Below are 15,455 nucleotides of genomic sequence, written 5' to 3'. Positions count from 1 at the left end.
CATGTTGACTATGAAACCTTCTGCCGATAACGACGCATCGATTGCCCAACTGGCCGACCTGTTCCATCTGCTGGGCGACCCGACGCGGCTGCGCATTGTATTGTCCTGCCTGGCGGGGCCGATTGCGGTGGGCGACATCGCCGCCGGCCTGCAACTGAGCAGCTCGCTGGTCAGCCATCACCTGCGCCTGTTGCGTGCCGCGCGCATCGTCAAGGCCGAGCGCCAGGGCAAGCAAGTGTTTTATTCGACAGCGGACGCCCACATCAGCGGCGTGCTGACCGACATGCTCGACCACATCGCCGAACCCACCAATGGAATCGACCCATGACCAGCGCCCACAACCACGATCACGATCACGACCACGCCGGACACAGCCACGCGCATGCGCCCGCCAAGACGCCTGAAACGGCGCACAAGCATGGCCACGGCCATGATCACGACCATGGGCACGGTCACGGTCACCATCATCACCAGCTCGACCCGAACGGCAACGGGCGCGCGTTCGCGCTGGCGATCGGCCTGAACACGGTGTTTGTCGGCATCGAATTCTTTTACGGATTCATGGCCAACTCGACGGCGCTGATGGCCGACGCCGGCCACAACCTGTCGGACGTGCTGGGCCTGATGCTGGCCTGGGGCGCGGCCATGCTGACCCGGCGCGCGCCGGACGGACGCTACACCTACGGCCTGCGCAGCTCGTCGATCCTGGCGGCCCTGCTCAATGCCCTGCTGCTGATGCTCGCCTGCGGCGCGATCGGCTGGGAAGCGGTGCACCGCTTCGCCAATCCGGCGCCGGTGCAGGGAATGACGATGTCGGTGGTGGCCGGTATCGGCGTGCTGGTCAACGGCTTTTCAGCCTGGCTGTTCATGGCCGGCAGCAAGGACGACCTGAACATCCGCGGCGCCTACCAGCACATGGCGGCCGACGCCGCGATTTCGCTGGGCGTGGTGGTGTCGGGCGTGGCGATCCTGTTCACCGGCTGGACCTGGCTCGACCCGGCGGTCAGTATCGTGATCGTGCTGCTGATTCTGGTCACTACCTGGGGCTTGCTGCGCGAGTCGCTCGACCTGGTGCTGGCGGCGGTGCCGGCCAATGTCGATGCCGATGCGGTGGGCGACTATCTCAAGGCGCGGCCGGGCGTGAGCGGCATTCACGACCTGCATATCTGGGCCATGAGCACGACCGAGACGGCGCTGACCGCGCGCCTTGTCATGCCCGCCGGCTACCCGGGCGACGCGGCCCTGGACGCCATGGTGGCGGCGCTCAAGGCCGATTATGCGATCCACCACTGCACCTTGCAGGTGGAACTGGGCACGAGCGAGCACAGCTGCGCGCTGCATGCGGAGGAAGCAAAGCCGGCCTAGCCAGCGCTCAGAACAGGTGTGCGGCCGGGCTCGCAGCCGGGGAAACGGTCGCGCCCGATGGCTTCATCTACCAGGATATTGCGCTTGCGCCTTCAGGCGCAGGTAGTCGAGGAAGTGGTCCGTGGCGGGCTCCACGGTGGACAGGCTGAACGCGTCGTCATCCTCTTCCACGAGCGCGTATTCGCCGTTTTCGTACAAGCCGAGCAGGCGTTCCAGGAATTGCTCCAGGCTGGCGCCCGCCTGCACGCGCGTGAATTCGCGCCCGCCAAACGAGATCACCTGGCCCATGCTGCCGGCGGCATCAGGATCGAGGTCGATGCCGAGATAGGCGCCGCCAGCGTCGTCCGCGAGCGGAATCCATGCCTTGCTGGCGGCGCACTGGCGCACGGTGCCGCGTGGCAAGCAGCAATATTGACTGCTCGCAGCGGTGCGTTCCACGGCAGTCATGTCGTCGAGAAAATCAGTACCATCCTTCCAGTGCCGCAGGGATTCGCCAAGCGGCAGGAAGGGGAGACCGAAAAACAGGCCGATCACGTCGTGGCCGGTGTCACCGGCCTGGCCGTCATGCCAGCGGTACAGCGCCCGCACCGATGACGGCAGCGATGCGCCGATGGCGCGTTCGAAGGCATCGATGTCGGCGTCGCTGGCGCCCGGGTTTAGGCTCGCCGCCATCCCGGGGAAATGCGATTCGATGCAGGTTTGCAAACTGCCCAGCAACTTATTCATGCGCTCAGGCGCCGCGCGTTACTCCCGTTCGCCACCTCAGCCGGCCAGGTTGGCAAACAGCGGCGTGGACAGATAGCGTTCGCCGAACGACGGAATGATCGTCACGATCACCTTGCCCGCGTTTTCGGGGCGGCGCGCCACCTGGATCGCGGCCCACAGCGCCGCGCCCGACGAAATGCCGACCAGCAGCCCTTCTTCGCGCGCGGCGGCGCGTGCGGTCTCGAAGGCAGCGTCGTTGCTCACGCAAATGATTTCATCGAAGGCCGCGCGATTGAGCACCTGCGGCACGAAGCCGGCGCCGATGCCCTGGATCGGGTGTGGCCCTTTTGTCCCCTTGGACAGCATGGGCGACGCTTCCGGCTCGACCGCGATGGCCTGGAAACCCGGCTTGCGCGACTTGAGCACTTCGCCCACGCCAGTAATGGTGCCGCCGGTGCCGACGCCAGCGACCAAAATATCGACCTTGCCGTCGGTGTCGCGCCAGATTTCCTCGGCCGTGGTGCGGCGGTGCACATCGGGATTGGCGGCATTGTTAAATTGCTGCGGCATGAAATAGTTGGGATTGGCCGCCACCAGTTCCTCGGCCACCCTGATGGCGCCGAGCATGCCTTCCGGTCCCGGCGTGAGCACCAGCTCGGCCCCGTAGGCGCGCAACAGCATGCGCCGCTCACTGCTCATGGTTTCGGGCATGACCAGCTTGCAGCGATAGCCGCGCGCCGCGCACACCATCGCCAGCGCGATGCCGGTGTTGCCGCTGGTCGGCTCGACGATGACGGTGTCGGGACCGATCTTGCCGGCCGCTTCGGCCGCTTCGATCATGGCCAGGCCGATCCGGTCCTTGACGCTGTGGGCCGGGTTGTAGAACTCCAGCTTGGCCAGAATGTCGGCGCCGGCGCCATGCGCCAGTTTGCGAATCCGTACCAGCGGGGTGTTACCGATTAACTCAGTGACGTCGTTTGCGATTCTCATGCTTGCTCTCCCGCTGTAATGGATTGGACTTATTTGACGTTCACGAGTTCCACGTCGAAGATCAGATCGGCGTCCGGCGGAATGCCGCCGCCTGGCGCGCCGCGCTTGCCGTAAGCCAGGTAGCTCGGAATGATCAGGGTGCGCTTGCCGCCCACTTTCATGCCCATCACGCCCTGGTCCCAGCCCTTGATCACGCGGCCGGTGCCGAGCACGAATTCGAGCGGGGCGCCACGCGTCAGCGAGGAGTCGAACTGGCGGCCGCGCTGGCGCGTGGCCATCGGCTTGTACAGCCAGCCGGTGTAGTGCACGAATACCTTGCTGCCGGCGGTCGCTTCGGCGCCGGTGCCGACCTTGGTGTCGGTGGCCACCAGCGGATCGAGGACCGGCTCGGCCAGCACCACGGTGCCTGGCGGCGTGGCAGGCTGCGCCGGTGCGGGGGTCTGGGCCGAGGGAGCCGGCGCAGGCGGCGCGTCGGGCGCCGGTGGGGTCGCCGGCGTTGCCGGGACCGTCGTTGCCGGCGGCGTTTCGGGAGCGGGCGGCGTCTGGCCGGCGGCCTGGGCCAGGGATGCCGCCGCAGCGCACATCAGGAATACGGAAAAGGGACGGCGCATGATGGAATCTCTTTCAGTAAGAAATGGTCAAACTGGATACTTCTGCAACGCTATGATAGCAAGGCCTCGGGCGCCTGCACAGAAGGCGAGCCAATTGCGCCGTCGGCAAGGCGGCGCAGCACGTGTCCGGCGGCCACCATGCCGAAGGTCGCGGTGACGGCCATGCTCGATCCGAAGCCGGCACAGTTCAGGCCGGTGACGCCCGCGCTATCGGCCTGGCCGTCGATGGCGCAGCTGTCGTCGCCAGCCGGCATGGCCAGCGGTTCCATCGAGAATACGGCGTCCACGTTGAACCTGGTTTTCAGACTGCGCGGAAAACCGTACTCGTTGCGCAAGCGCTTGCGCACCATCTTGAGCAGCGGCTCCTGTTCGGTTTTGGACAGGTCGCGCAATTCGATGCGGGTCGGGTCGGTCTTGCCGCCGGCACTGCCGATGATCACCATCGGCAACTGGTGGTCGCGGCACCAGGCGATCAGCGCGGCCTTGGCCTTGACGCTGTCGATGGCGTCGACCACGTAGTCGTACTGGTGCTCGCCGATCATTCGGTCCAGATTGCCGGGATCGATGAAGTCTTCGATCAGGTTGACCTTGCAAAAAGGATTGATCTGGGAGATGCGCTCGGCCAGCGCGCCGATCTTGGCCTGGCCGATGGTGCCGCTCAAGGCCTGGATCTGGCGGTTGATGTTCGATTCGGCCACGTTGTCGAGGTCGATCAGGGTCAGCTGGCCGATGGCGCTGCGGGCCAGCGCCTCGACGATCCAGGAACCGACGCCGCCGACGCCGATCACGCACACGTGGGCGGCGCGGAAACGGGCCAGCGCGGCCGGGCCATACAGGCGGCCGATGCCGCCGAAACGGCGCTCGAAGTCGACCTCGCCGGTATCGAGGGGAAGTGATGGGGTGGTGATGGTATTCATGCCGCCATTTTAACGGACGCGGCGGGACAGACTGCTCTAAAATGCCTTCCATGTTCCCACCAGCCACAAGCGAGAAATCTCCATGAGCAACGCCCTGCCCGACAGCGCCCCCGGCTTCGACCAGCCGATCGCGGTGCTGAAACACTGCCACGACCGCATCCGCAAACAGCTGGCGACCCTGGAAAAGCTGGTTCCGCACCTGGCCAGCCATGGCGCCGACGAACAAGCGCGCGACGCCGCGCGCGCGGTGATGAAGTATTTCGACCAGGCCGCGCCCCTGCATCACGAGGATGAAGAACAGAACCTGGTACCGATGCTGCGCACCAGCGCCAGCGGGGCCGACGCCGACCTGCTGGCCGAGCTCGTTCCCGGGATCCTCGACGAGCACCGCCAGATGGATGGCATGTGGCAAGACCTGCACGAGCAGCTGAGCGCGATCGCCGGCGGCAGCGCCGCCGTGCTGCGCGAGCACGACGTGCAGCGCTTCGCCGCGACCTACCGCGCCCACATGGAGCGCGAGGAAAGCCATATCGCGCCAATGGCCAAGCGCCTGTTCAGCGCCGACCAGATGGCCACCCTGGGCCTGGCGATGCAGCAGCGGCGCGGCATCGTTCCCGCAGCCGCCGAGGCAGCGCCCGCCAGCGCCACCGGCGACGCCGTGGCCAGCCTGCGCAAGGATTACGGCCAGGCCAGCCTGAACGAGAGCGACGTGGCGGACGATCCGTTCGTGCAATTTACGACCTGGTTCGAGGAAGCGCTCAAGGCCCAGGTCAACGAGCCGAACGCGATGAGCGTGGCGACGGTGGACGAGCAGGGCCGGCCGACCTCCCGCATCGTGCTGATCAAGCAGTTCGATCCGCGCGGCTTTACCTGGTACACCAACTACGACAGCCAGAAGGGGCGCCAGCTGGCCGGCAACCCGCATGCGGCATTACTGTTCTTTTGGACGGAACTAGAACGCCAGATCCGGATCGAAGGAAAGGTGGAGCGCACTTCAGTGGAAGAAAGCGACAAGTATTTCCATAGCCGGCCGCTGAAAAGCCGGCTGGCTGCGATCGCGTCGGCGCAAAGCGAGCCGATCGCCAATCGTGGCGCGCTGGAACAGAATTACGAGGCAGTAGCCAAGCAATACGGCGAAGAGCCGCCACGTCCCGACAACTGGGGCGGCTTCCGCCTGGTACCTGAACGGATCGAGTTCTGGCAGGGACGCCGCTCGCGCTTTCACGACCGCATCGTGTACACGCTGCAAAGCGATGGCAGCTGGGCGCGCGAACGGTTGCAACCTTAGTAGGACGTGTGCGCGCACACGGGCCTGCCGCTATCGGCCGGAGGTGTGCGTGTTCAACCAGATCAGACTGAGGGCATGGAGCGAAGGCTTGCGCAGCCAGCCTTCGCTGCCCCTGCGGGTAGAGCTGTGGAACGGGCAGCGCCTCGATTTTTCGCCCGATCCGCCGCGCGTGACGGTGCGTGTGCCGCACGCGCGCGCGCTGCGCTACCTGCTATCACCCTCGCTGTACAACCTCGGCCGCGCGTACGTGGAAGGGGCGATCGATGTCAGCGGCAGCGCGAACGACATGATTGCCGTCGTCAACGCGCTGGCCGGCAATGCAGTCGCCAAAAACCTACGCACAGCGTTGCCCGCACGCGCGCTGGGGCGCCTGCTCGGCGCGCTGGCGCGCGGCCACACGCGTCAGCGCGACGCCGCCGCCGTGCGCTATCACTACGATGTTTCCAACGAATTCTACGCGGCCTGGCTCGATCCGGGCATGGTGTATTCGTGCGCCTATTTCGACAATGGCGACGAAACGCTGGCCGAGGCGCAGGTCAAGAAAATCGATCATATCCTCACCAAAATCGGCGTGCGGCCCGGCCATCGCCTGCTCGACATCGGCTGCGGCTGGGGCGCGCTGGCGATCCGGGCGGCCCAGCGCTACGGGGCGCGCTGCGTCGGCATCACCCTGTCCGACAACCAGGCCCGGCTGGCTCGCGCGCAGGTCGAACGCGCCGGGCTGGGCGGGCTGGTCGAGATCCGCCTGCAGGATTACCGCGATGTGGGCGGGCAGTTCGACCGCATCACCAGCGTGGGCATGTTCGAGCATGTGGGCGTGCGCCAGCTTCCTGCGTACTTCCGGCGCATGGCCACCCTGCTCGCGCCCGATGGCGTGGCCATGAACCACGGCTTGACCACCACCGATCCGGACTGCCACGGCGCGCCGCACGGGGGCGGCGAATTCATCAGCCGGTATGTGTTTCCGCACGGGGAGCTGGCGCATCTGGGCACCGTGATCCAGGCGATGCAGGAAGGCGGGCTGGAAGTGCGCGATGTGGAAAACCTGCGCCGCCATTACGCGCGCACGTGCGCCATGTGGACCGACAATTTCGAGGCGAATGCGCAGCGCATCAAAGGCATGACCGATGCGCGCCGCTTTCGCATCTGGCAGGTGTATCTGGCCGGGTGCACGCATGCGTTCACGCACGACTGGATCAGCCTGTATCAGGTGGTGTGCGGCAAGGCGGGACGCGATCCGGCGGCGATACCGTGGTCGCGCCGCTATATGTACGCCCAGGGATGAGGCGCCGGCGTGGTGGCGTGCCGCGCGCCCGGTGCCGCTGCGCGCGTGCGCCATGGATGCGGCGCGTTCGATCGGTTACCCGGGCCGGACGTCGACGACAGTGGGCCTGTGCCAGGCCCACCTTGTCAGCTCGTCCGGGTCACTTTGGCTTGAGCTTCGCGTTCTTGGCGGCGTCCTCTTCGCCAGAGCGCACCGGCACCCTGGAATCGGAGGAAAACTGCTGGTGCTCATGCAATTGCTGGGTGTCGCCCGGCAGCGCCCTCACCTGCTCGCCCTGCGCGTCCAGTTGCGACTGCATGGCTTCATGAACGACCAGGCAGGCCATCCCGGGTACCGCATTCAAAGGCTGGTAGCCGTTGTTCGCGCCGCATGCCACGACGTTATAGACCGGAACGGCGGTGACGTCCTTGCCGAGTACCGATTTGATGTGCGCCGACTGCTCGCTGCTCAGGGCCAGCCAGCCGGCCGGAAAGAATAACTCTGATGTATTCATAATAAGCTCCCTTTTTATATGCTTTTAATAGGTCGTGTTGAAGAAGAAAGTCTGGAAAAGCCGGCCGTTTTCCTTGGTATCGCCAAAATGGCCCCGGCTGCAGTGAAAACGCTGGCCGCGAAACAGGATCAGGCGGTTGAAGCGGTTGCCGATCTGGTCGGTGACCTGCCAGCGGTCCCACACACCGGCGTCGGCGTCGCATTGCCGGCGCTGCGCCTCGTCGGCCGGATACGTCTCGTTGCCGCTCTGATGATGGCGGAAGAAAGCCGTACCGGCTGACGCGGGAGCGTTCGGCGTCAGGTACAGCACGCCGGACCAGGTGGTCGTATGGTCGGCATGCACCCAGGTGCGGTCGGTGGCGACGCTGAACTGAAAGGCACCGTTGTAGGTGTCGCGCGGCCAGTACGTGATGGGCAGCCCGACCACCGATTGAATGGCCGCCGCCAGTTCATCGTGCAGGAACGCCTGGGTGCGCGCCCCCGGGTAATTTCCCTTGACGGAAAAATCCTGGCGCAGGGCAAACGCGCGCACACCCAAGGGGTCCTGATAAAAATCGTCGGTGACAATGATGGTTTCGCGCATGGTTCACATCACAGTCTGTGCGCAACTGCGGGGCTGTTCGCGGGGCTGTTCGGAGTCCGGGCTGACATGATCAATCCTTCCTTGCAAGTGTCGGTCAAGGAGCAACAATGGCCTGGGCGATGCCGCATCACTCAGGCCAGCGAAAGCCGCTTACCGGGCAAGCAGCACCCGCGCGGCGTCGCCTGTTAATACCCTTGATAGCCTGGATAGCCCGGATAGCCTTGCACGCCCTGGAAACCCGGGAAGCCCTGACCTTGCGCGCCCTGGAATCCCTGTACGCCCGGGAAGCCCGGGAAACCCTGGAAGCCCTGGCCTTGCACACCCTGGAATCCCTGCGCACCCTGGAAGCCCTGGAACGCTTGCGGCCCCTGGAAGCCCTGCGAGCCCTGGAAACCGAGGACGCCCTGCGGCCCCTGGATGCCCTGCTGTCCCACGGCGCCCTGGAACCCTAGCGGCCCGAAGAAGCCCTGCGGACCCTGGATGCCCACGAATGCTTGCGGACCCTGGCCCCCTTGCTGACCTTGCATGCCAGGGAATCCGAATGGATTGAAGAAACCGGCCGGCCCGTAGAAGCCCGGAAAGCCGAACGGCCCCTGGACGCTGGGAAAGCCAAACGGTCCCTGGACGCCCTGCGCTCCCTGGAAGCCGAACACTGCCTGCGGTCCCTGGAAGCCAACCGGCCCGACCCCGCCCTGGAATCCGAACGGTCCCAGAACGGCTTGCGGGCCCTGGTAGCCCACGAGCGATTGCGGTCCCTGGAATGCCTGCGGTCCCCGAGCACCCTGGAATGCCTGCGGCCCCTGGTAGCCCTGGACGAACTGCGATCCCTGGGCGCCCTGATAGCCCTGCACCCCCGGGAACGCTTGCGATCCCTGCAGGCCCTGCAGCGCCTGCGCGCCCTGCACGCCAGGGAAGTCGGGGACAATCCGGATCGATGTCATACGTTGGCCGCTGAGGGCTTGAATCTGACGAATCTGATCGTCATTAAGCGATAACACCATGCCTTGTTCATTCATGTCCGTGCACTCCTCTAGATTTGAAAAAAACCAAAAATGACGCGTTGAGAAAAATTGGCCGTGACCCGAAACTCCTGCGGAGCCCCGGGTAACGATAACAACCTTGGCAAGCAGATCCGAGGCTGGAACAGCATCGTGCTCAATCCCGAGAGCAGTAGGCATGACTCAGAATAAGCTGGCTGCGATGCGGGGGAACCTGACGATTCGTATAGGGCCTCCCCTATCCGAATGAAGAGGCGACAAATCGCCGGCAGCGGCATTGCGCGCAGCACGGCGATCGCGAAAAAAGAGCAGCACGCAGCAAGCGGTCAGGAAAATTTTCCGGCTGGACAGAACGTGTCAGATGGCAAGGTGGCTGCCGAGCGCCGCATACACATCGCCCAGCGCGGCGGCCAGGTCATGCGCCAGCGCGCGTGCCGGCTGCGCCGGGGCGGCATCGCGCAGGTTCGCCGTGATCCGTTCGGTGCAGGCGATGGCGCGCCGGGCGCCGAAATTGACCAGCACGCCCCGCAGGCTGTGCGCGGCGCGCTGGGCGGCGCTGGTGTCGCCGGCGGCGAGCGCCTTGTCGAGCGCATCGAACAGCTGCGGGCCATCGCTGATGAACAGGGCGGCCAGTTCGTGCAGCAGCTCACGGTCGCCGTCCAGGCGCAGCAAGGCGCCGCGCCAGTCCAGTACCGCGCCGGTCCGGCGGCCATGAAAACGCGCGAGCACCTCGCGCAGGCGCGCGCTGTCGACCGGCTTGGACAGATAGTCGTCCATGCCGGCCTCCAGGCAGCGTTCGCGGTCGCCCTGCATCGCGCGCGCCGTCATGGCCACCACCGGCACATGGCCGCCGTGCGCCGCTTCCCACCGGCGGATGGCGCGCGTGGCCGCCATGCCGTCGAGGCCGGGCATCTGCACATCCATCAGCACCAGGTCGGCGCCGCCGTGCAGCGCGTGTTCGAGCGCATCGAGGCCGTTGTCGGCCACGGTCACGCGATGCCCCATTTTCTCCAGCAGGCGCAGCGCCAGGCGCTGGTTGACCGGATTGTCCTCCGCCAGCACGATGTGCAGGCGGCCGGCCTGCTCGCGCGCCAGCGCGGCGGACCTTGGCGCCGCCGCCACGCTGGCGCGGCCAGGCGCCGGCGCCGCCACCGGCGCGGCGCCCGTTTGCCCGAGCGGCACGCTGAAGCGGAACACGCTGCCGCGGCCCGGCTCGCTGCTGACGGAAATCTCGCCCTGCATCAGGATTACCAGGCGCCGGCAAATGGTCAGCCCCAGGCCGGTTCCGCCGTACTGGCGCGTGGTCGAGCCGTCGACCTGGGAAAAGGCGTCGAAGATCAGGGTTTGCTGGTCCGGCGCGATGCCGATGCCGGTGTCGCGCACCGCGAACTCGACGTTGCAGCGTTGCTCAGACGCGCGCGCCATCGTCACGGCCAGCGTCACCCCGCCCTCGCTGGTGAACTTGATCGCATTGCCCAGCAGGTTGATCAGCACCTGGCGCAGCCTGCCGGGGTCGCCCTTCAGCGCCGGCGGCAGGTGCGGCGGCAGCTCGCAGGCCAGCGCCAGCCCTTTCTGGCGCGCCGGCAGGGCCAGCGAGCGCAGCGTTTCGCGCACCAGTTTTCCCAGGTCGAACGGCACGTCGTCGATATCGAGCTTGCCCGCCTCGATCTTGGAAAAATCGAGGATGTCGTCGATGATGCTCAACAGCGCATCGGCCGAGCCCTTGACCAGTTCGATGTCCTCGCGCAGCTGCGGCGCCAGCGCCGATTCGAGCACCAGTTCGGTCATGCCGAGAATGCCGTTCATCGGCGTGCGGATTTCGTGGCTCATGTTGGCCAGGAAATCGCTCTTGGCGCGGCTGGCCGCCTGCGCCGATTCGACCGCGCGCTGCATGGCGTCGCGCGCGGCGCGCTGTTCGCTCACATCGATCGAAAAACCCAGCAGGTACGATTCGCCGCCGCTGTGGATCACGATGCGGCTGACCACGACGTCGACCGGCGGATCGAGATTGGCCAGGCGGCGCTCGCTGGTGACCATGCGCCCGGTGCGCCAGGCCTGCTCGTCTTCCTCGCGGGTCTGGCCGGCCCACCTGCGCGGGCCGACGTCATCGATGGTGCGCCCTTCGATCTCGGCCCTGCTGCGCCGCGCAAACTCCTGGAACTGGCGGTTGAAGCGCACGAAGCGTCCTTGCCGGTCTTTCAGAAACACGGGGATGGGCAACTGGTCGAGGATCTGTTCGGTCAGTTCGCGCGCGCTTTCGCGCTGCTGCAACACCTGTTCGAGCGCGCGGGTCAGGCCGAGCAGGTCGGCGCCGCCGGCGTGGGGATCGGCCGGTGTGGCCAGGCGTCCCAGGCTCGCCTGGAGCGAGCGCAGCACTTCACCCTGGCGCGCCGCTTCCGCGCGCAGCTGGTCGTTGGCCCCGGTCAGTTCGGCGGAGCTGATTTCGAGCATGCGCGTGCGCACCTGCAGGTCGCGGTCCGATTCCTCGTAGCTGCGCGAGACGGCATCGAGCAAGGCGGCCAGGCCTTCGGCCAGGGCCGGGTCGCCCAGCGCGCGCAGGCCGCCCAGGAGCTCTTGCAAGGCCCGTTCGCTGCTCACGCCGAGCGTGCGCCGCAGCTGGCGCAGCAGTCGCTGGTGGCGCATGGGGTCAGGCCGCGTCCTGGCGGCCGGCGTCGCAGAAGCGGGCGCGGATCTCCAGCACCGCCGGCCAGCGCCGCATCAGCGCGTCCACGCAGCGGGGGTCGAAATGGCTGCCGCTGTTGTCAAGCAGGTAGGCGCGCGCCGCGTCCAGGGTCCAGGCCTGCTTGTACGGGCGCACGCTGGTCAGGGCGTCGAACACGTCGGCCACGGCGACGATGCGCCCCGCCAGCGGGATGGCCTCGCCCGCCAGGCCGTTGGGATAGCCCTGGCCGTCGAAGCGCTCAGGGTGGGTGTGGGCGATCACCGCGGCCAGCTGCAGCATGCCCGCTTCGCTGGCCTTGAGGATGTTGTAGCCGATCGCCGCGTGCAGGCGCATGATGTCCATCTCGTCGGGCGTGAGGCGGCCCGGCTTGAGCAGGATGTGGTCGGGCGTGCCGACCTTGCCGATATCGTGCATGGGCGCGGCGTTGAGGATGCATTCCTGCTCCTGGTTCGACAGGCCCAGTTCGGCCGCGATCAGGCAGGAGTAGTGCGCCATGCGCTGGATGTGGGCGCCCGTTTCGGGGTCGCGGTACTCGGAGGCGCGGCACAGCAGCAGGATGGTTTCCTGCTCGCGCGCGCGCAGTTCGGCGGTGGCCTTGCCCACCTCGCTGGCCAGCCAGCTGGCGCGGCTTTGCAGGGCCAGCGTGGCGCGCCGCAGTTCGAGCATGTTGCGGATGCGGGCCAGGAATTCGACCTTGTCGATCGGCTTGATCAGGAAATCGTTGGCGCCGTTTTCCAGCGCGCGGTGGCGGATGTCCACATCCTGGCTGGCCGTGACCATCAGCACCGGCGGACGGTCGCGCGCGTCGCCGCCAAGTGCGGCAATGAAGTCGAGCCCGTTCAAGTCCGGCATCAGGTAGTCGAGCACCAGCAGGTCGCAGGGGTGCTCGCGGCACCACGCCAGCGCCTCGTGCGCCGACTGGAAGGCCACCGTCTCGATCCCGGGCAGTTTTTCCATCAGGCGTGACATCAGGACCAGATTGATGTGCGTGTCGTCAACGATCACTACCTTCATGGCAATTCCCGGGTTACGAGGTGGTGCTGGCGGACGTCATGTGAGCCGTCCGGCGAAGGTGGTCAGGAACTTGGTGACCTTGGGCGCGACCACCAGCGCGCAATAGCCCTGCAGCGGATTGCGGCTGAAATAATTCTGGTGCTCGTCCTCGGCCTTGTGCCAGGTTCCGGCCGGCTGCACCTGGGTGACGATGGGCGCGTCCCACACGCACGCCATTTCGGCGATCACCTGGCGCGCAGTCGCTTCCTGCTCGGGTGAATCGACGAAAATGACGGAGCGGTACTGGGTGCCGACATCGTTGCCCTGGCGGTTCAGGGTGGTCGGATCGTGGATCGTGAAGAAGATTTCGAGCAGGTCGTGGTACTCGATGGCACCGGCGTCGAACACGATGCGCACCACTTCGGCGTGCCCGGTGGCGCCGGCGCACACCTGTTCGTAGGTCGGATTGTCGTCGTGGCCGCCCATGTAACCGGACTCTACCTTGAGCACGCCGCGCGCTTCCAGAAAGACCGCTTCGAGGCACCAGAAGCAGCCGCCGCCCAGAATGGCGACTTGCATCCCGGATTGGTTCGTCATGGCGCACCCCGCTGACTTATTGATATGGGATAACTGTAACGCAAAGCGACCCGGCATGCACCTGCAATCGGGCCGGCCGGCGGCGCCGGAAAAGCCGGGGAGCGCCAAAATTTGGCATAATGGCATAAACCACAGGGCAATAATGAACACTAGCTCACCCCGCGCCGATACGCGCGCATTCGACACGGCGCAATTTCGCCAGGCACTGTCGCAGTTTGCCACCGGCGTCACCGTGATCACGACGCGCCTGGCCGACGGCAGCTTCCGTGGCCTGACGGCAAGCTCCTTCAATTCGGTCTCGCTCGACCCGCCACTGGTATTGTGGAGTCTAGGAAATGTTGCAAACAGCTTGCCCATCTTCAGCGGCAACTCGCACTACGTCATCAATGTGCTCGGCGCCGACCAGGCCCACCTGGCGCAGCGCTTCGCCAAGCGCAGCGAAAACCCGTTCGGCGATATCGAATACGAGCTCTCGCGCACCGGCCAGCCCATCTTGAAGGGCGTGTCGGCGTGGTTCGAGTGCCACAACCGCAGCCGCTATCCCGAGGGCGACCACGTGATTTTCGTGGGCGAAGTCGAAGAGTGCGCGGTGCACCCGCAAGCCTCGCTCATTTTTCACGGCGGGCAATTCGGCAGCACGCAAACGCGGTAAAATCCGCATCACCCAAAAAGCAGTCTATACAAGTTTGGTTTATCCAGCCATTCCCACCATTCGCCAATATTAAAACAGAGACAGGAACCGCCATGACCCGATCCGATGCGCCCAGCAAAGCCAAATTCCACTGGGACGACCCGCTGTTGCTCAATCTTCAGCTCACCGATGATGAACGCATGGTGCGCGACGCCGCCGCCGCATACTGCCAGGACAAGCTGGCGCCGCGCATCCTCGAAGCGTTCCGCCACGAGCGCATGGACACGACCATCTTCCGCGAGATGGGCGAACTGGGCTTGCTGGGTCCGACCATCCCCGAGCAGTACGGCGGTCCGGGCATGAATTACGTGGCCTACGGCCTGATCGCGCGCGAAGTCGAGCGCATCGATTCGGGCTACCGCTCGATGATGAGCGTGCAATCGTCGCTGGTGATGGTGCCGATCTATGAATTCGGCACGGAAGAGCAGCGCCAGAAATACCTGCCGAAACTGGCGACCGGCGAATGGATCGGCTGCTTCGGCCTGACCGAGCCGAACCACGGTTCCGACCCGGGATCGATGATCACCCGCGCCAAGAAGGTTGCCGGCGGCTACTCGCTCTCCGGCTCGAAAATGTGGATCACCAACTCGCCGGTGGCCGACGTGTTCGTGGTGTGGGCCAAGGACGACGAAGGCGCGATCCGCGGCTTCGTGCTGGAAAAAGGCATGGCCGGCTTGACGGCGCCTGCGATTCACGGCAAGTTCGGCCTGCGCGCCTCGATCACGGGCGAGATCGTCATGGACAATGTGTTTTGCCCGGAAGAAAACGCCTTCCCGGACGTGCGCGGCCTGAAAGGTCCCTTCACCTGCCTCAATTCGGCCCGCTACGGCATCGCCTGGGGCGCGCTGGGCGCGGCCGAGGCATGCTGGCACATCGCGCGCCAGTACACCATGGACCGCGTGCAGTTCGGCCGTCCGCTGGCTGCCAACCAGCTGGTGCAAAAGAAACTGGCCGACATGCAGACCGAAATCACCCTCGGCCTGCAGGGCTGCCTGCAGCTGGGCCGCATGAAGGATGCCGGCACGGCGGCGGTGGAAATCACCTCGATGATGAAACGCAATTCCTGCGGCAAGTCGCTGGACATCGCCCGCGTGGCGCGCGACATGCTGGGTGGTAACGGCATTTCGGACGAGTTCGGCGTGATCCGTCACATGGTCAACCTGGAAGTGGTCAACACCTACGAAGGCACGCACGATATCCATGCGCTGATCCTGGGACGCGCGCAGACGGGCATCCAGGCTTTCCAATAAGCACACG

Annotated in this window: 16 protein-coding genes; 6 read left to right on the top strand and 10 right to left on the bottom strand. The window is 65.8% G+C overall.

Annotation, left to right across the window (positions count from 1 at the left end; all coding sequences use genetic code 11):
* The first annotated feature begins 10 nt into the window (after positions 1-10).
* Together RBA40_RS04945 and RBA40_RS04940 are read left to right on the top strand one after the other, a co-directional pair.
* The gene (locus RBA40_RS04945; RefSeq protein WP_306646449.1) at positions 11-328 is read left to right on the top strand and encodes an ArsR/SmtB family transcription factor; all 318 of its coding nucleotides are present in this window, start codon (positions 11-13) and stop codon (positions 326-328) included.
* Positions 325-1,365: a cation diffusion facilitator family transporter gene (locus tag RBA40_RS04940; protein WP_306646448.1), complete on the top strand. Its 1,041-nt coding sequence runs from the start codon at positions 325-327 to the stop codon at positions 1,363-1,365. The genes RBA40_RS04945 and RBA40_RS04940 overlap by 4 nt, the downstream gene beginning before the upstream one ends.
* 63 nt (positions 1,366-1,428) lie before the next feature.
* Here the strand turns inward: RBA40_RS04940 and RBA40_RS04935 are convergent, their stop codons facing one another.
* The 4 genes from RBA40_RS04935 to RBA40_RS04920 are packed head-to-tail and all read right to left on the bottom strand — an operon-like array spanning position 1,429 to position 4,588.
* Positions 1,429-2,091 carry an SMI1/KNR4 family protein gene (locus tag RBA40_RS04935; protein WP_306646446.1) on the bottom strand — a complete coding sequence of 221 codons (663 nt, stop codon included), beginning with the start codon at positions 2,089-2,091 and terminating at the stop codon, positions 1,429-1,431.
* Positions 2,092-2,127: 36 nt separating this feature from the next.
* On the bottom strand, positions 2,128-3,060 hold the full coding sequence (gene cysK / locus RBA40_RS04930) for a cysteine synthase A (RefSeq protein ID WP_306646444.1): 933 nt from the start codon (positions 3,058-3,060) through the stop codon (positions 2,128-2,130).
* A gap of 29 nt (positions 3,061-3,089) precedes the next feature.
* The gene (locus RBA40_RS04925) at positions 3,090-3,671 is read right to left on the bottom strand and encodes an FKBP-type peptidyl-prolyl cis-trans isomerase (protein WP_306646443.1); all 582 of its coding nucleotides are present in this window, start codon (positions 3,669-3,671) and stop codon (positions 3,090-3,092) included.
* A 50-nt stretch (positions 3,672-3,721) separates the two neighbouring features.
* Positions 3,722-4,588 carry a tRNA threonylcarbamoyladenosine dehydratase gene (locus RBA40_RS04920; protein ID WP_306646442.1) on the bottom strand — a complete coding sequence of 289 codons (867 nt, stop codon included), beginning with the start codon at positions 4,586-4,588 and terminating at the stop codon, positions 3,722-3,724.
* A gap of 82 nt (positions 4,589-4,670) precedes the next feature.
* Here RBA40_RS04920 and pdxH point away from each other — a divergent pair, with 82 nt between their 5' ends.
* Both pdxH and RBA40_RS04910 read left to right on the top strand, forming a co-directional pair.
* Positions 4,671-5,876, top strand: coding sequence for a pyridoxamine 5'-phosphate oxidase (pdxH, locus tag RBA40_RS04915; RefSeq protein WP_306646440.1), 1,206 nt, complete (start codon positions 4,671-4,673; stop codon positions 5,874-5,876).
* A 49-nt stretch (positions 5,877-5,925) separates the two neighbouring features.
* Complete coding sequence (locus RBA40_RS04910) at positions 5,926-7,161, top strand: class I SAM-dependent methyltransferase (protein WP_306646438.1); 1,236 nt, start codon at positions 5,926-5,928, stop codon at positions 7,159-7,161.
* A gap of 139 nt (positions 7,162-7,300) precedes the next feature.
* Here RBA40_RS04910 and RBA40_RS04905 read toward each other — a convergent pair whose 3' ends face one another.
* The 6 genes from RBA40_RS04905 to msrA form a co-directional block, all read right to left on the bottom strand.
* Positions 7,301-7,654 carry a hypothetical protein gene (locus RBA40_RS04905; RefSeq protein WP_099874998.1) on the bottom strand — a complete coding sequence of 118 codons (354 nt, stop codon included), beginning with the start codon at positions 7,652-7,654 and terminating at the stop codon, positions 7,301-7,303.
* A 24-nt stretch (positions 7,655-7,678) separates the two neighbouring features.
* The gene (locus RBA40_RS04900; RefSeq protein WP_306646437.1) at positions 7,679-8,236 is read right to left on the bottom strand and encodes a DUF6445 family protein; all 558 of its coding nucleotides are present in this window, start codon (positions 8,234-8,236) and stop codon (positions 7,679-7,681) included.
* A 185-nt stretch (positions 8,237-8,421) separates the two neighbouring features.
* The gene (locus RBA40_RS04895; RefSeq protein ID WP_306646435.1) at positions 8,422-9,177 is read right to left on the bottom strand and encodes a collagen-like domain-containing protein; all 756 of its coding nucleotides are present in this window, start codon (positions 9,175-9,177) and stop codon (positions 8,422-8,424) included.
* Between the two features lie 414 nt (positions 9,178-9,591).
* Positions 9,592-11,877, bottom strand: a complete 2,286-nt coding sequence (locus RBA40_RS04890) for a hybrid sensor histidine kinase/response regulator (RefSeq protein ID WP_306646434.1) — start codon at positions 11,875-11,877, stop codon at positions 9,592-9,594.
* A gap of 4 nt (positions 11,878-11,881) precedes the next feature.
* A complete protein-coding gene (locus RBA40_RS04885; RefSeq protein WP_306646433.1) occupies positions 11,882-12,931 on the bottom strand; it encodes an HD domain-containing phosphohydrolase in 1,050 nt (349 codons plus the stop codon).
* A 36-nt stretch (positions 12,932-12,967) separates the two neighbouring features.
* Positions 12,968-13,507, bottom strand: a complete 540-nt coding sequence (msrA, locus tag RBA40_RS04880; protein WP_306646431.1) for a peptide-methionine (S)-S-oxide reductase MsrA — start codon at positions 13,505-13,507, stop codon at positions 12,968-12,970.
* A 142-nt stretch (positions 13,508-13,649) separates the two neighbouring features.
* Between msrA and RBA40_RS04875 the strand changes: the two genes are divergently transcribed.
* Positions 13,650-14,159, top strand: coding sequence for a flavin reductase family protein (locus RBA40_RS04875; protein WP_306621848.1), 510 nt, complete (start codon positions 13,650-13,652; stop codon positions 14,157-14,159).
* Positions 14,160-14,251: 92 nt separating this feature from the next.
* Positions 14,252-15,448: an acyl-CoA dehydrogenase gene (locus RBA40_RS04870; RefSeq protein ID WP_306646429.1), complete on the top strand. Its 1,197-nt coding sequence runs from the start codon at positions 14,252-14,254 to the stop codon at positions 15,446-15,448.
* Positions 15,449-15,455: the final 7 nt, after the last annotated feature.

This window comes from Massilia pseudoviolaceinigra, assembly GCF_030846505.1.
Lineage (GTDB): Bacteria > Pseudomonadota > Gammaproteobacteria > Burkholderiales > Burkholderiaceae_D > Telluria_A > Telluria_A violaceinigra.
Note: the sequence above shows the minus strand (reverse complement) of the source record. Positions and strands in the feature narration are given on the sequence as shown.

Coding starts and splice junctions, on each gene's coding strand:
- RBA40_RS04945 (WP_306646449.1), top strand. CDS start 11: ATGAAACCTTCTGCCGATAACGACGCATCGATTGCCCAACTGGCCGAC.
- RBA40_RS04940 (WP_306646448.1), top strand. CDS start 325: ATGACCAGCGCCCACAACCACGATCACGATCACGACCACGCCGGACAC.
- RBA40_RS04935 (WP_306646446.1), bottom strand. CDS start 2,091: ATGAATAAGTTGCTGGGCAGTTTGCAAACCTGCATCGAATCGCATTTC.
- cysK (WP_306646444.1), bottom strand. CDS start 3,060: ATGAGAATCGCAAACGACGTCACTGAGTTAATCGGTAACACCCCGCTG.
- RBA40_RS04925 (WP_306646443.1), bottom strand. CDS start 3,671: ATGCGCCGTCCCTTTTCCGTATTCCTGATGTGCGCTGCGGCGGCATCC.
- RBA40_RS04920 (WP_306646442.1), bottom strand. CDS start 4,588: ATGAATACCATCACCACCCCATCACTTCCCCTCGATACCGGCGAGGTC.
- pdxH (WP_306646440.1), top strand. CDS start 4,671: ATGAGCAACGCCCTGCCCGACAGCGCCCCCGGCTTCGACCAGCCGATC.
- RBA40_RS04905 (WP_099874998.1), bottom strand. CDS start 7,654: ATGAATACATCAGAGTTATTCTTTCCGGCCGGCTGGCTGGCCCTGAGC.
- RBA40_RS04900 (WP_306646437.1), bottom strand. CDS start 8,236: ATGCGCGAAACCATCATTGTCACCGACGATTTTTATCAGGACCCCTTG.
- RBA40_RS04895 (WP_306646435.1), bottom strand. CDS start 9,177: ATGACATCGATCCGGATTGTCCCCGACTTCCCTGGCGTGCAGGGCGCG.
- RBA40_RS04890 (WP_306646434.1), bottom strand. CDS start 11,877: ATGCGCCACCAGCGACTGCTGCGCCAGCTGCGGCGCACGCTCGGCGTG.
- RBA40_RS04885 (WP_306646433.1), bottom strand. CDS start 12,931: ATGAAGGTAGTGATCGTTGACGACACGCACATCAATCTGGTCCTGATG.
- msrA (WP_306646431.1), bottom strand. CDS start 13,507: ATGACGAACCAATCCGGGATGCAAGTCGCCATTCTGGGCGGCGGCTGC.
- RBA40_RS04875 (WP_306621848.1), top strand. CDS start 13,650: ATGAACACTAGCTCACCCCGCGCCGATACGCGCGCATTCGACACGGCG.
- RBA40_RS04870 (WP_306646429.1), top strand. CDS start 14,252: ATGACCCGATCCGATGCGCCCAGCAAAGCCAAATTCCACTGGGACGAC.